Source organism: Enterobacter sp. N18-03635 (genome assembly GCF_004006055.1).
Taxonomy (GTDB): Bacteria; Pseudomonadota; Gammaproteobacteria; order Enterobacterales; family Enterobacteriaceae; genus Enterobacter; species Enterobacter vonholyi.
This window is the reverse complement of sequence record NZ_CP034769.1, coordinates 4,031,821-4,045,907: the sequence shown is the minus strand read 5'-3', so window position 1 is coordinate 4,045,907 and position 14,087 is coordinate 4,031,821. Positions and strand designations below refer to the sequence as shown.

The following is a 14,087-nucleotide window of genomic DNA, read 5'->3' as shown; positions in this document are numbered from 1 at the left end:
ACGTTACCTCTACCCTATCAGAGTCTGAAGTCTTCCCCAAGATAGACGCGCTTAACATGATCGTCTTCGAGGATCTGCTGTGGCGTACCGTGGGCGATCAGATTGCCCTGGCTCACAATATACGCGCGTTCACATACGGCCAGCGTTTCACGGACGTTGTGGTCGGTGATCAGTACGCCAAGCCCGCTGTCGCGCAGGTGTTCAATGATACGTTTAATGTCGATAACCGAGATCGGGTCAACACCCGCAAACGGTTCATCCAGAAGGATAAACTTAGGGTTTGCGGCCAGCGCACGCGCAATCTCAACGCGACGGCGTTCGCCCCCGGAGAGTGCCTGACCGAGGCTGTCGCGCAGATGCTCAATGTGGAACTCTTCCATCAGCTCGTTGGCACGATCCTGACGCTGTTCGCTGGTCAGATCGTTACGAATTTGCAGGACCGCCATCAGGTTGTCGTAAACGCTAAGACGACGGAAAATGGAGGCTTCCTGCGGCAGATAGCCGATCCCGCGACGCGCGCGCGCGTGAAGCGGCAGAAGACTGATGTCTTCATCGTCAATGATTATGTTGCCGGCATCGCGCGGCACAATGCCAACGACCATGTAGAAGGTTGTCGTTTTACCCGCACCGTTAGGGCCAAGCAGCCCCACGATTTCGCCGGAGTTGACGGTCAAACTGACATCTTCTACGACACGGCGGCCCTTATAGGCCTTCGCGAGGTTTTTTGCAGTTAATGTTGCCATAACGGATTAGTTACTCTTCTTCTGTGCCGGGGCCTGGCCCTTGCCTTTGTCCTGCAGCTGCGACGGAACCAGTACGGTCGTGACGCGTTTACCTTTCTCGCTGGAGGCCTGCATTTTTTGCTCTTTCACCAGATAGGTGATTTGGTCGCCGGTAATGTTGCTGTCCAGCTGTTCCAGATACGCGTTTCCGGTCAGGATTACCAGGTCCTTCGCCAGCTCGTAGTGCATATGCGAGGCGCGGCCTTTTACCGGCTTGCCATTGTCCTGCATCTGGTAAAAGGTTGCCGGGTTGCCATAACCATCAATGATCTCTTTGCCCTGCTCGCCACCCGGACGGGTAACGACCACTTTGTCAGCGTTAATTTTGATGGTGCCCTGGGTCATGACGACGTTACCCGTGAAGGTGACGACGTTACCCTGCATATCGAGAGACTGGGTGTCGGACTCGATATGAATCGGCTGGTCGGTATCGCCCGTTACAGCAAGCGCGGGGAGACTGGTCGCCAGCATCGCGCTGGCGATAATTACTTTAAGGCTGAGTTTGTTTGTTTTGAATTTCATAGGAGGTTCTAACCTTTTCAATCAGCTCGGCGTTCTTGCTGCGTAAGTTCCCGCGCATTCTCAAACCGCTGGAATTAAATGTTGTGCCATACAGTGTGACCAGATCCTGTGACGTCACGTCCTGGGTTACCAGGTTGATCTGGGCATTATCCGTCGTAATTTTTCGCAGTTGCGAGTCAGCGGTCAGGGCGTTGACTTCAACGTGGCCGTACAGATAAAGCATACGGTCATTTGTCAGTTTGGCCCGATCTGACTTAATTGACCACGTCGGCACTTTGTCTTTATCGAATGTGGTCATCACCGGTTGGGTAAACCACGAAATACCGTCATCTGAAAAATATTCAACATGCTGGGCAATCAGGCGATAGTTCAGCGCGCCTTCCGGGCTGTAGACCACGGTTTCGCTGTGATCGCTTTTATAGGTTGGATCGCTATTGTTAACCACTTCTGTTTGCGTATCGTCGCGATCGGCAAGGTTCACGCCAATCAATACCAGTGCGACTAGCGAAAGCAAAATGATAATCCAGCGTCTGGTTTTACTCATATCGATTGCCCTTTGGCCTCATCAAGCTTGCCCTGCGCCAGCAGGAGCAGATCGCAGACTTCACGGACGGCACCACGGCCCCCGTTGATGTGGGTAACGTAGTCAGCGCGCGGGATCAGCAGCGGATGCGCATCGGCAACGGCGATGCTCAGCCCGACCTCAGCCATCACGGGCCAGTCAATCAGATCGTCCCCAACGTAGGCCACGTTTTCCGGTGCGATAGCCAGTTTACCCAGTAAATCCTTAAACGCCGCCATCTTATCGGACTGCCCCTGATACAGATGGGTAATTCCTAAGGTTTCACAGCGGTCTTCTACCAGTTTAGCTTTTCGCCCGGTGATGATAGCCACCTCAATACCCGAGGTGAGCGCACAGCGGATACCATAGCCGTCGCGGACGTTAAATGCTTTCAGCTCTTCACCATTATTGCCCATGTAAATCAGGCCATCGGAGAGTACGCCATCCACATCCAGGATGAGCAGACGAATGTTTTTCGCCTTTGCCATCATCTGGGTACTGACCGGGCCATAACAGGTTGCAAGGGATGCACCCGCATTACTCATTGTCTTATCCTTCATTACACTACGCCTGCGCGCAGCAGATCATGCATATGTACCACACCGAGCAACTGCTCGCCATCGGCAACCATAACGGAGGTGATATGGCGGGACTGCATCAGGTTCAGCACATCCACGGCCAGCGTACCCGGACGCACGCGGATACCGCCCGGCGTCATCACGTCGGCAATGCCCAGGGTACGGACATCAACACCCATGTCGAACACGCGGCGCAGGTCGCCATCGGTGAAGATCCCCTGAATTTTCATCAGATCGTCGCACACGACCGTCATACCCAGATTCTTACGGGTGATTTCCAGCAGCGCATCACGTAGGGAGGCCTCTTTGCTGACGTGAGGGATCTCATCCCCGGTGTGCATAATATCGTTTACCCGAAGCAGCAGCTTGCGCCCCAGCGCGCCGCCCGGATGGGAAAGCGCGAAATCTTCCGGCGTAAAACCGCGGGCTTCAAGCAGTGCGACGGCAAGCGCATCACCCATGACCAGCGCTGCGGTGGTGCTGGACGTTGGCGCCAGGCCGAGCGGACAGGCCTCCTTGGGAACCTTCACGCACAGGTGAATATCGGCCGCACGCGCCATGCTACTTTCCGGACGGCTGGTCATGCAAATAAGCGGCACCTGCAGTCGTTTCAGTACCGGGATCAGCGCCAGAATTTCATTGGACTCACCGGAGTTAGACAGTGCGATGACGATATCCTGCGGCGTGACCATACCCAGGTCGCCGTGCGCGGCTTCCCCCGGGTGTACAAAGAAGGAAGAGGTTCCGGTGCTGGCAAATGTTGCCGCCATTTTACGTCCAATGTGGCCGGACTTACCCATCCCCATCACCACGACTTTGCCAGCACAGTAGAACATCTTCTCACATGCCAGACTAAAATCCTGATTAATGTACCGATCTAACTGCGCCAGACCTTCACGTTCAATCTCCAGAACCTCTTTGCCTGCTTTCTGAAAGTCAAAACCCGGCTGCAATTCTATTTGCGACATAATGCGTTTCCGTTTACCCAGAGAGAAGAGGCGAGAGCCAGTACAGCATCGCCATCCATACGATAAATCCACCCGTCAGCAGCGCGCCTGCGCCTTTGCCGATCTGTCGTTGCCGCCGCCAGCAGAGCAGGGCAAATATCACGCTGACCAATAACATCACGCCGTAGTCACGCGAGAACGCCAGGGGATTAAAGGGCCCTGGCGTAATGAGGGCCGGAAGGCCCATCACAATGGCGATATTAAATATGTTGGAACCGATGATATTACCAATGGCAATGTCATCTTCGCCTTTACGTGCCCCCGCAATGGCCGTGGCCAGCTCCGGCAGGCTGGTACCGATGGCAATCACCGTCAGACCAATGGTAAGTTCACTGATGGCGAAATAGTTCGCCAGCACCGTCGCGTTATCCACGACCATACGCGTTGCCATCGGCATGATGATCAGCGCAACACCAAGCCAGAGCAGGGCAACAGGCAGCGTGCCTTCTCGCGGAAGTTCGGCGACCTGCTCACGCGTGAGGCTATCCTGACCCTGTTTTTCCGCCTGACGGGCGATTTTAACACTATACAGCAACCAAATGACGGCCAGCGCCAGCAGGAAAATGCCGTCGCTATAGCTCAGTACGCCATCGTAAAATACGCAGCCTGCCAACAGGCTTACGATTAACATTAGCGGCAATTCACGGCGCAGAACATCAGAATGCACGCGAAATGGATGGAGCAGTGCGGCCAGGCCTAAAATCAAGAGTATATTGACGATGTTAGAGCCAATCGCGGTGCCTACTGCAAGGTCTAACTGACCATGCAGCGATGCCGAGACAGAGACGATGATTTCAGGAAGTGACGTTCCCACACTGACCACGGTCATCCCGATGACGACAGGCGGTACGCCCGTCAGGCGACACAGGATAGATGCAGCAAATACTAAACGGTCAGCACTGTAGACGACCAAAAGTAAACCAATTATTAACAGTGCTGTTGCTAAAAGCATCAAAAGTCCTTTCTTCAGGTATACTCGTCGGTCCATCGCGCGTGAACGGCTGGACTGCATACAGTCTGAGGCGTAACGAATTCCTAATTTTGACTTTATGCGCCGGAAAAGTAAAACAAATGCCAGCTTTCGCTAACCTCTACGGTTATTATTCTGTAAAAATGCTGAGTTTAGGGCTGATTCAGGCTACATGCCTTAACGTGAGCAGGATAAGAAAGGAACTATAAATGAGCCAAACCATGGCGAATTTAGTCGATGTCCGCGGGGTGAGTTTTTCTCGCGCCAACAGATTGATATTTGATGATATTTCGTTGACCGTTCCGCGTGGCAAGATCACTGCCATTATGGGGCCGTCCGGGATCGGTAAAACGACCCTGCTTCGCCTTATTGGTGGGCAGATCCCACCGGATAGCGGTGAAATCCTCTTTGATGGCGAAAACATCCCGGAGATGTCGCGCTCGCGCCTGTATACTGTCCGCAAACGCATGAGCATGCTCTTTCAGTCGGGCGCCTTGTTCACCGACATGAACGTCTTTGATAACGTGGCTTATCCGCTGCGCGAGCATACCAGTCTGCCACCTGAACTGCTGAAAAGCACGGTGATGATGAAGCTCGAAGCCGTTGGCTTGCGGGGAGCCGCGAAGCTGATGCCTTCGGAGCTGTCCGGCGGCATGGCGCGCCGCGCCGCGCTGGCGAGAGCCATTGCATTAGAACCTGATTTAATCATGTTCGACGAACCGTTTGTTGGACAGGATCCCATTACGATGGGCGTGCTGGTGAAGCTCATCTCTGAACTGAACAGCGCGCTTGGTGTCACCTGCATTGTGGTGTCTCACGATGTACCGGAAGTATTGAGCATTGCCGATTACGCCTATATCGTGGCGGACAAAAAGATCGTCGCACACGGTAGCGCTCAGGCGCTGCAGGAAAATTGCGATCCGCGTGTTAGACAGTTCCTCGACGGTATTGCTGATGGCCCTGTGCCGTTCCGCTACCCGGCAGGCGACTATCGTGACGATTTACTGGGAATAGGGAGTTAAGCCACTCATGCTGTTAAATGCGTTGGCCGCTCTCGGACACCGTGGCATAAAAACCATCAGGACGTTCGGGCGTGCCGGATTGATGTTATTCAACGCCCTGGTTGGCAGGCCGGAATTCCGTAAGCACGCGCCGCTATTGGTGCGCCAGCTTTATAATGTCGGCGTACTGTCGATGCTCATCATCATTGTCTCCGGTCTGTTTATCGGTATGGTGCTTGGGCTGCAGGGCTATCTTGTTCTGACAACCTACAGTGCGGAAACTAGCCTCGGGATGCTGGTGGCGCTCTCGCTGCTGCGCGAGCTGGGGCCCGTTGTGGCGGCGCTGCTTTTCGCCGGGCGCGCGGGGTCGGCCTTAACGGCTGAAATTGGCCTGATGCGCGCGACCGAGCAGCTTTCCAGCATGGAGATGATGGCGGTCGATCCGCTGCGTCGCGTGATCTCGCCGCGTTTCTGGGCTGGGGTGATCTCTTTACCGTTACTGACTATTCTGTTTGTCGCCGTGGGTATCTGGGGCGGCTCGCTGGTTGGCGTGCACTGGAAAGGCATCGATGCCGGTTTCTTCTGGTCCGCGATGCAGGACGCCATTGACCTGCGAATGGATCTGGTTAACTGCCTGATTAAAAGCGTGGTATTTGCCATTACGGTCACCTGGATTGCATTGTTCAATGGTTACGATGCCATCCCTACGTCGGCGGGCATTAGCCGCGCAACTACACGTACAGTCGTTCATTCGTCGCTGGCCGTACTGGGTCTGGATTTTGTGCTCACCGCACTGATGTTTGGGAATTGAGTTCATGCAAACGAGAAAAAATGAAATTTGGGTCGGTGTATTCCTGCTGCTGGCGCTGCTGGCCGCGTTGTTTATCTGCCTGAGAGCGGCGGATATCACGTCTGTGCGCACAGAACCGACGTATCGCATCTATGCCACCTTCGATAACATCGGCGGGCTGAAGGCGCGTTCACCGGTCCGTATCGGCGGCGTGGTGATCGGGCGCGTATCCGACATTACGCTGGATGAGAAGACCTATCTGCCTCGCGTCGCGATGGATATCGAAGAGCGTTACAACCACATTCCGGACACCAGCTCCCTGTCTATCCGGACTTCCGGTCTGCTGGGCGAACAATATCTGGCGCTTAACGTCGGTTTTGAAGACCCCGAGCTGGGAACGACTATCCTTAAGGACGGGAGCGTGATCCAGGACACCAAGTCCGCCATGGTTCTGGAAGATATGATTGGTCAGTTCCTTTACAACAGTAAAGGGGATGATAAAAAGTCTGACAATGCCCCTGCGCAGAGCGAAGACCATACCAATGCCGCGCCGACCCCAGGTGCTGCGAATTAATATCAGGAGAAGTCACTCATGTTTAAACGACTGTTAATGGTTGCCATGCTGGTCATCGCCCCTCTTACCGCCGCCCACGCTGCGGATCAGAGTAACCCGTACAAACTGATGGACGAAGCGGCGAAGAAGACATTCAACCGTCTTAAAAACGAACAGCCTAAGATTCGTTCTAATCCTGATTACCTGCGTGACGTGGTTGACCAGGAGCTGCTGCCGTACGTGCAGATCAAATATGCGGGTGCGCTGGTGCTGGGCCGCTATTACAAAGACGCGACTCCTGCGCAGCGTGAGGCCTACTTTGCCGCGTTCCGTGAATACCTGAAACAGGCCTATGGCCAGGCGCTGGCGATGTACCACGGTCAGACCTATCAGATTGCGCCCGAGCAGCCGCTGGGCGATGCGACCATCGTCCCTATCCGTGTGACGATCAACGATCCTAACGGTCGACCGCCGGTTCGTCTGGATTTCCAGTGGCGTAAAAACAGCCAGACCGGTCACTGGCAGGCGTATGACATGATCGCCGAAGGCGTAAGCATGATCACCACCAAACAGAACGAATGGAGCGATCTGCTGCGCACCAAAGGCATTGATGGCCTGACCGCTCAGCTGCAGTCCATTGCTCGTCAGAAAATCACGCTGGACGAGAAGAAGTAATGTCACAGCAACTCAGCTGGTCGCGTGAAGGCGAGACGTTAAAGCTGTCCGGTGAACTGGATCAGGATCTGCTGAACCCACTGTGGGACAAACGCCATGAAGTGATGCAGGGCGTGACGCTTATCGACTTAACCGAGGTCACGCGGGTGGATACGGCCGGGGTTGCGCTGCTTGCCCATCTGATTGCTGTAGGGAAAAAGCAGGGGGCTAGCGTCACGCTTCGCGGCGCGAGCGAGAATGTCGTGACCCTTGCTCAGCTCTACAATCTTCCTCAGGACGTATTGCCTCGTTAATATTTTCAGTGCGTTACTTCCGAAAGCCCTGACAGTTTCATCGTCAGGGCTTTTTGCTTGTTTAAGACAACGCCACTTTGCTCTAAGATGTTGGGCTTGTTTTCACTATCAGATGATTAAGAACCCATGGAAAATCATGAAATCCAGACAGTGCTGATGAATGCACTCTCCCTTCAGGAAGCCCACGTCACTGGCGATGGCAGTCACTTCCAGGTTATTGCTGTGGGTGAGATGTTCGACGGTATGAGCCGCGTGAAGAAACAGCAGGCTGTGTACGCGCCGCTGATGGAATATATTGCGGATAACCGCATCCACGCCCTGTCGATTAAAGCGTTCACCCCGCAAGAGTGGGCACGCGATCGCAAACTAAACGGTTTTTGAGCTGAGGGCGACAGGCCCGCAGCACGGTTGAATTTATAAGAGAGCACACAATGGATAAATTTCGTGTACAGGGGCCAACGCGTCTCCAGGGCGAAGTCACAATTTCTGGCGCGAAAAACGCCGCGCTGCCAATCCTCTTTGCTGCGCTGCTGGCTGAAGAGCCGGTAGAAATTCAGAACGTACCGAAGCTGAAAGATATCGACACCACCATGAAGCTGCTCACCCAGCTGGGCACGAAAGTTGAGCGTAACGGTTCCGTCTGGATCGACGCCAGCAAGGTGAACAACTTCTCAGCACCTTACGATCTGGTGAAAACTATGCGTGCATCCATCTGGGCGCTTGGCCCGCTGGTGGCGCGTTTTGGTCAGGGTCAGGTTTCTCTGCCGGGCGGTTGCGCCATCGGTGCGCGTCCGGTTGACCTGCACATCTTTGGTCTGGAAAAACTAGGCGCAGAGATCAAGCTGGAAGAAGGTTACGTTAAAGCGTCCGTTAATGGTCGTCTGAAAGGCGCGCACATTGTCATGGACAAAGTGAGCGTGGGCGCAACGGTCACCATTATGTCTGCGGCGACGCTGGCAGAAGGCACCACCATCATCGAAAACGCCGCGCGTGAACCGGAGATTGTGGATACCGCCAACTTCCTCGTGGCGCTGGGTGCGAAGATCTCCGGCCAGGGTACCGACCGTATCACCATCGAAGGCGTTGAGCGTCTGGGCGGTGGTGTCTATCGCGTTCTGCCGGACCGTATCGAAACCGGTACATTCCTGGTCGCAGCGGCGATTTCTGGCGGTAAGATTGTTTGTCGCAACGCGCAGCCAGATACCCTGGATGCGGTGCTGGCGAAATTGCGCGATGCGGGTGCGGATATTGAAGTCGGTGAAGACTGGATCAGCCTCGATATGCATGGCCAGCGTCCAAAAGCAGTCAATGTGCGTACGGCGCCACACCCGGCGTTCCCAACTGACATGCAGGCGCAGTTCACCCTGCTGAACCTGGTCGCCGAGGGTACTGGCTTCATCACAGAAACCATTTTCGAGAACCGCTTTATGCACGTACCGGAGCTGATCCGTATGGGTGCACGTGCTGAGATCGAAAGTAATACCGTGATTTGCCATGGCGTTGAGACGCTGTCCGGCGCTCAGGTGATGGCAACCGATCTGCGTGCGTCTGCAAGCCTGGTGCTGGCGGGTTGTATCGCGGAAGGTACAACGATTGTGGATCGTATCTATCACATCGATCGTGGCTATGAGCGTATCGAAGATAAACTGCGCGCGCTGGGTGCCAACATCGAGCGTGTGAAGGGCGAGTAATCGTTCCGGCAGCCCCCTGCCAGAAATGACCGGGGGGTTGCTGTTCCTGTCAAAAAACGCGTTATTCCTGCGGTTCTCTTTTTACTCTTCTCTGGCGAATCATGCGCGATCTGTCGATAAATTCATGGGTAATGGGATCGTGGTAGCGTGAAGGCCAAATCACCCACGGATGCGTATCCAGCGCCGTTGCGATAATTAATTCTCCTTTGGGCCAGGGGCGGGTGAGGGCGTTTGCCAGAGTTGAAGAACTCAGTCCATGGCGGCGGGACTCTGCTGCCAGTGAAGTGCCTTTTTTGCGCAGTGCGGCAATAATATCAGCCGTGTGCCAGTCGATAAATTTCGTATCCATAACGCCGTCCTTAAGTTCGGATTCACCTACGCCGTTTCTTCTGAAACGACGGGGTTTACTATACCCATTTCAACTTCTTGTTCTAAAAAGTTCGCGTTACTTGATGGGATATTCAGAATAAGACACGGCTTTATTCATGCGGTCTCTAAACCGATGAATTTACATGAACACGGAATTTACAGGTGTGTACTGGAACTCCCCGCTATCGCTGCGGGGAGAAACAAGGGGATTAACGGTCGCGCTGGACGGCGATGTGGGCAAGACCAATCAGTGCCTCGCGCCACGGACTGTCTGGAATAACCTGAAGCGCTTCGATGGCTTTGTCGGCTTCTTCTTCCGCACGCTGACGCGTCCATTCCAGCGATCCGCAGATAGCCATGGTTTCCAGTACAGGTTCCAGAAGATGGCGACCATTTCCCTGCTCAATCGCTTCGCGGATCATTTTCGCCTGGTCGGCTGTTCCGTTCCGCATTGCATGCAGCAGCGGCAGGGTCGGTTTGCCTTCGTTCAGGTCATCGCCCACGTTTTTGCCGAGCGTCTCGCCGTCCGCACTGTAGTCCAGTAAATCATCGATCAGCTGGAATGCCGTACCCAGATAGCGGCCATAGTCCTGCAGGCCCTTTTCCTGTGCTTCGGTACAGTCAGCCAGAATGCCGGAACACTGGGCCGCCGCTTCAAACAGGCGCGCGGTTTTGCTGTAGATGACGCGCATGTAGTTTTCTTCGGTGATGTCAGGGTCGTTCACGTTCATAAGCTGCAGCACTTCACCTTCAGCAATGACGTTTACGGCTTCGGACATTACTTCCAGCACTTTAAGGGAGCCCAGACTTGTCATCATCTGGAAGGCGCGGGTATAAATAAAATCCCCCACCAGGACGCTGGCTGCGTTCCCGAAAGCGGCGTTTGCCGTGGCTTTGCCACGACGCATATCCGATTCATCCACCACATCGTCATGCAGAAGCGTCGCAGTGTGGATAAATTCGATGAGCGCTGCGATAGTGATGTGGGCATTTCCCTGATAGCCAACGGCTCTGGCAGCCAGAATGGCAATCATCGGACGAATGCGTTTACCGCCGCCGCTGACGATGTAATAACCCAACTGATTGATCAGTTGAACGTCAGAGTTGAGTTGCTCCAGGATTGCTGCATTCACACCCGCCATATCTTGCGCGGTTAACTCGTTGATTTTTTCTAAATTCATCGCAAAAGCCGGGCTTTTTATCCTGTTGATCCCATCTTCAATGGGGTAACGAAGGGTTTCGGTTTATCAATAGTAGTGCTGATTGTACTGAAAAAACGGCTCAGATAAACGTTACCGTACGTGTTGTGTTTTTTTTCTTCATGTATTGACGGTAGCACTTGTCAAAGGCTCGCGTTTTGCGTAATATTCGCGCCCTATTGTGAATATTTATAGCGCACTCTGATTCATACGAGGACGTGCGCGGAAGCGGAGTTTATATGTACGCGGTTTTCCAAAGTGGTGGTAAACAACACCGAGTAAGCGAAGGTCAGACCGTTCGCCTGGAAAAGCTGGACATCGCAACTGGCGAATCTGTTGAGTTCGCTGAAGTTCTGATGATCGCAAACGGTGAAGAAGTCAAAATCGGCGTTCCTTTCGTTGATGGCGGCGTTATCAAAGCTGAAGTTGTTGCACACGGTCGTGGCGAGAAAGTTAAAATCGTTAAGTTTCGTCGTCGTAAGCACTACCGTAAGCAGCAGGGCCACCGTCAGTGGTTCACTGATGTGAAAATTACTGGCATCAGCGCCTAAGACCTGAGGAGAGATTTAAATGGCACATAAAAAGGCTGGCGGCTCCACACGTAACGGTCGCGATTCAGAAGCTAAACGCCTGGGCGTTAAGCGTTTCGGTGGCGAATCCGTTCTGGCGGGTAGCATCATCGTTCGTCAACGTGGTACCAAATTCCACGCTGGCAACAACGTAGGTTGCGGTCGTGACCACACTCTGTTTGCTAAAGCAGACGGTAAAGTGAAATTTGAAGTTAAAGGCCCGAACAACCGTAAATACATCAGCATCGTTGCTGAGTAAGGTTTTCTCGGTCCGGTAACGGATTAAAGCCCCGCAACCTGTTGCGGGGCTTTTTACATTGGAAACCCGGTAATTTTTTCTGTAGGGAAAACGGGCATGAAGCAGCAGGCCGGCATTGGTATTCTTTTGGCGCTCACTACCGCAATGTGCTGGGGTGCGCTGCCAATTGCAATGAAGCAGGTACTGGAAGTGATGGAGCCGCCTACGGTGGTTTTTTATCGCTTTCTGATGGCAAGCATCGGCCTCGGGGCCATTCTGGCAATCAAAGGTAAGCTTCCACCCTTGCGGCTCTTTCGTAAACCGCGCTGGCTGGTATTGCTGGCTATCGCGACGGGCGGTCTGTTCGGTAACTTCATCCTGTTCAGCTCTTCCCTGCAATATCTCAGCCCCACGGCGTCGCAGGTGATAGGTCAGCTTTCACCGGTTGGCATGATGATCGCCAGCGTCTTTATCCTCAAGGAAAAGATGCGTGGTACGCAGATTATCGGGGCGAGCATGCTGCTATGCGGTCTGGTGATGTTCTTCAACACCAGTCTGATTGAGATTTTCACTCGCCTGACGGATTACACATGGGGTGTAATTTTCGGTGTGGGGGCAGCAACGGTCTGGGTGAGCTATGGCGTCGCACAAAAGGTGTTATTGCGTCGTCTTGCCTCACAGCAGATCCTCTTTTTGCTGTACACTTTGTGTACAATAGCATTGCTGCCATTAGCAAAGCCGGGAGTGATTTCTCAGCTTAGCGACTGGCAACTGGCGTGCCTCATTTTTTGTGGGCTGAACACGCTGGTCGGCTATGGCGCGCTGGCCGAAGCGATGGCGCGCTGGCAGGCAGCACAGGTGAGCGCGTTAATTACGCTTACTCCGCTGTTTACGCTGTTATTTTCAGATTTGTTATCAATGGCCTGGCCCGATGTCTTCGTCAGACCGATGCTCAACCTGTTGGGTTATCTCGGTGCGTTTGTCGTGGTTGCGGGCGCGATGTATTCCGCCATTGGTCATCGTCTTTGGGGACGTTGGCGCAAAAATGAAGCGGTTGTAGTAGTCCCCCGCTCAGGCGAATGAGTTACGGAGAGTAAAATGAAGTTTGTTGATGAAGCGACGATCCTGGTCGTGGCTGGTGATGGCGGCAACGGTTGCGTGAGCTTCCGCCGTGAAAAGTATATCCCACGTGGCGGTCCTGATGGCGGCGACGGCGGGGATGGTGGTGACGTGTGGCTGGAGGCGGATGAGAACCTCAACACGCTGATCGACTACCGTTTCGAAAAATCCTTCCGCGCTGAACGTGGCCAAAACGGCCAAAGCCGTGACTGTACCGGGAAACGCGGTAAAGACGTCACCATTAAAGTTCCGGTCGGTACGCGCGTGATTGACCAGGGGACCGGTGAAACCATGGGTGACATGACCAAACACGGTCAGCGCCTGATGGTGGCGAAAGGCGGCTGGCACGGTCTGGGTAACAGCCGTTTCAAATCTTCCGTTAACCGTACGCCGCGTCAGAAAACGATGGGTACGCCGGGCGATAAGCGCGACCTGCAGCTGGAGCTGATGCTTCTGGCAGACGTGGGCATGCTGGGTATGCCAAACGCCGGTAAATCGACGTTCATTCGCGCCGTCTCTGCGGCCAAGCCAAAAGTAGCAGACTATCCGTTTACCACGCTGGTACCAAGCCTGGGTGTTGTCCGTATGGATAACGAGAAGAGCTTCGTGGTTGCCGATATCCCGGGTCTGATTGAAGGCGCCGCGGAAGGGGCCGGTCTGGGGATTCGCTTCCTGAAGCACCTTGAGCGCTGCCGCGTACTGCTGCACCTTATCGATATCGATCCTATCGACGGTTCCGATCCGGTTGAAAACGCCCGTATCATCGTGGGCGAGCTGGAAAAATACAGCGAAAAACTGGCGAATAAACCACGCTGGCTGGTCTTCAACAAGATCGACCTGATGGACAAAACCGAAGCGGAAGCAAAAGCGAAAGCCATTGCTGAAGCGATGGGTTGGGAAGATAAGTACTACCTGATCTCTGCAGCAAGCCAGGTTGGCGTGAAGGATCTGTGCTGGGATGTGATGACATTCATCATTGAGAACCCAATTGTTCAGGCGGAAGAAGTCAAACAGCCTGAAAAAGTCGAATTCATGTGGGATGACTACCACCGTCAGCAGCTCGAAGAGCTGGAAGCGGAAGAAGACGATGAAGACTGGGACGATGACTGGGATGAAGACGACGAAGAAGGCGTCGAGTTCATCTACAAGCACTAATATCTGTTCAAAGC

At 53.9% G+C, this 14,087-nt stretch carries 19 protein-coding genes; 11 read left to right on the top strand and 8 right to left on the bottom strand.

Annotated elements, in window-relative coordinates:
* Positions 1-17 precede the first annotated feature (17 nt).
* The 6 genes from lptB to ELK40_RS20115 are packed head-to-tail and all read right to left on the bottom strand — an operon-like array spanning position 18 to position 4,403.
* The gene (lptB, locus tag ELK40_RS20140) at positions 18-743 is read right to left on the bottom strand and encodes an LPS export ABC transporter ATP-binding protein (RefSeq protein WP_023309359.1); all 726 of its coding nucleotides are present in this window, start codon (positions 741-743) and stop codon (positions 18-20) included.
* A gap of 6 nt (positions 744-749) precedes the next feature.
* Positions 750-1,304 carry a lipopolysaccharide ABC transporter substrate-binding protein LptA gene (gene lptA / locus ELK40_RS20135; protein ID WP_033146750.1) on the bottom strand — a complete coding sequence of 185 codons (555 nt, stop codon included), beginning with the start codon at positions 1,302-1,304 and terminating at the stop codon, positions 750-752.
* A complete protein-coding gene (gene lptC, locus ELK40_RS20130; protein ID WP_115876356.1) occupies positions 1,273-1,848 on the bottom strand; it encodes an LPS export ABC transporter periplasmic protein LptC in 576 nt (191 codons plus the stop codon). The genes lptA and lptC overlap by 32 nt, the downstream gene beginning before the upstream one ends.
* Positions 1,845-2,411, bottom strand: coding sequence for a 3-deoxy-manno-octulosonate-8-phosphatase KdsC (gene kdsC / locus ELK40_RS20125; RefSeq protein ID WP_048981180.1), 567 nt, complete (start codon positions 2,409-2,411; stop codon positions 1,845-1,847). The genes lptC and kdsC overlap by 4 nt, the downstream gene beginning before the upstream one ends.
* 14 nt (positions 2,412-2,425) lie before the next feature.
* Entirely contained in the window at positions 2,426-3,412 is a 987-nt protein-coding gene (gene kdsD / locus ELK40_RS20120; RefSeq protein ID WP_127732414.1) for an arabinose-5-phosphate isomerase KdsD, read from the bottom strand.
* A 13-nt stretch (positions 3,413-3,425) separates the two neighbouring features.
* The gene (locus ELK40_RS20115; protein WP_039260412.1) at positions 3,426-4,403 is read right to left on the bottom strand and encodes a calcium/sodium antiporter; all 978 of its coding nucleotides are present in this window, start codon (positions 4,401-4,403) and stop codon (positions 3,426-3,428) included.
* Positions 4,404-4,630: 227 nt separating this feature from the next.
* Here ELK40_RS20115 and mlaF point away from each other — a divergent pair, with 227 nt between their 5' ends.
* The 7 genes from mlaF to murA all read left to right on the top strand — a co-directional run bounded on the left by mlaF (position 4,631) and on the right by murA (position 9,424).
* Positions 4,631-5,443: a phospholipid ABC transporter ATP-binding protein MlaF gene (gene mlaF, locus ELK40_RS20110; RefSeq protein WP_024906354.1), complete on the top strand. Its 813-nt coding sequence runs from the start codon at positions 4,631-4,633 to the stop codon at positions 5,441-5,443.
* Positions 5,444-5,450: 7 nt separating this feature from the next.
* On the top strand, positions 5,451-6,233 hold the full coding sequence (gene mlaE / locus ELK40_RS20105; protein ID WP_115876354.1) for a lipid asymmetry maintenance ABC transporter permease subunit MlaE: 783 nt from the start codon (positions 5,451-5,453) through the stop codon (positions 6,231-6,233).
* A gap of 4 nt (positions 6,234-6,237) precedes the next feature.
* A complete protein-coding gene (gene mlaD, locus ELK40_RS20100; protein WP_008501455.1) occupies positions 6,238-6,786 on the top strand; it encodes an outer membrane lipid asymmetry maintenance protein MlaD in 549 nt (182 codons plus the stop codon).
* An 18-nt stretch (positions 6,787-6,804) separates the two neighbouring features.
* Positions 6,805-7,440: a phospholipid-binding protein MlaC gene (gene mlaC, locus ELK40_RS20095; RefSeq protein WP_127732412.1), complete on the top strand. Its 636-nt coding sequence runs from the start codon at positions 6,805-6,807 to the stop codon at positions 7,438-7,440.
* Positions 7,440-7,733, top strand: coding sequence for a lipid asymmetry maintenance protein MlaB (gene mlaB / locus ELK40_RS20090; RefSeq protein ID WP_127732410.1), 294 nt, complete (start codon positions 7,440-7,442; stop codon positions 7,731-7,733). Before mlaC ends, mlaB begins: the two co-directional genes overlap by 1 nt.
* Before the next feature lie 126 nt (positions 7,734-7,859).
* Positions 7,860-8,114: a BolA family iron metabolism protein IbaG gene (ibaG, locus tag ELK40_RS20085; protein ID WP_008501458.1), complete on the top strand. Its 255-nt coding sequence runs from the start codon at positions 7,860-7,862 to the stop codon at positions 8,112-8,114.
* A 50-nt stretch (positions 8,115-8,164) separates the two neighbouring features.
* Positions 8,165-9,424 carry a UDP-N-acetylglucosamine 1-carboxyvinyltransferase gene (gene murA, locus ELK40_RS20080; RefSeq protein WP_115876352.1) on the top strand — a complete coding sequence of 420 codons (1,260 nt, stop codon included), beginning with the start codon at positions 8,165-8,167 and terminating at the stop codon, positions 9,422-9,424.
* 61 nt (positions 9,425-9,485) lie between these two features.
* On the opposite strand, the gene sfsB is transcribed toward murA, so the two are convergent.
* Together sfsB and ispB are read right to left on the bottom strand one after the other, a co-directional pair.
* Positions 9,486-9,773, bottom strand: coding sequence for a DNA-binding transcriptional regulator SfsB (gene sfsB, locus ELK40_RS20075; RefSeq protein WP_111964968.1), 288 nt, complete (start codon positions 9,771-9,773; stop codon positions 9,486-9,488).
* 229 nt (positions 9,774-10,002) lie between these two features.
* Positions 10,003-10,974, bottom strand: coding sequence for an octaprenyl diphosphate synthase (ispB, locus tag ELK40_RS20070; RefSeq protein ID WP_024906360.1), 972 nt, complete (start codon positions 10,972-10,974; stop codon positions 10,003-10,005).
* Positions 10,975-11,231: 257 nt separating this feature from the next.
* On the opposite strand from ispB, the gene rplU reads away from it, so the two are divergent.
* From rplU to cgtA, 4 genes are all read left to right on the top strand, one after another.
* Positions 11,232-11,543, top strand: coding sequence for a 50S ribosomal protein L21 (gene rplU, locus ELK40_RS20065; protein ID WP_003025032.1), 312 nt, complete (start codon positions 11,232-11,234; stop codon positions 11,541-11,543).
* A 19-nt stretch (positions 11,544-11,562) separates the two neighbouring features.
* A complete protein-coding gene (rpmA, locus tag ELK40_RS20060; RefSeq protein WP_004385076.1) occupies positions 11,563-11,820 on the top strand; it encodes a 50S ribosomal protein L27 in 258 nt (85 codons plus the stop codon).
* Between the two features lie 96 nt (positions 11,821-11,916).
* Positions 11,917-12,882 carry a DMT family transporter gene (locus ELK40_RS20055; protein WP_111964967.1) on the top strand — a complete coding sequence of 322 codons (966 nt, stop codon included), beginning with the start codon at positions 11,917-11,919 and terminating at the stop codon, positions 12,880-12,882.
* 15 nt (positions 12,883-12,897) lie between these two features.
* Entirely contained in the window at positions 12,898-14,073 is a 1,176-nt protein-coding gene (gene cgtA / locus ELK40_RS20050; protein ID WP_115876351.1) for an Obg family GTPase CgtA, read from the top strand.
* Positions 14,074-14,087 lie beyond the last annotated feature (14 nt).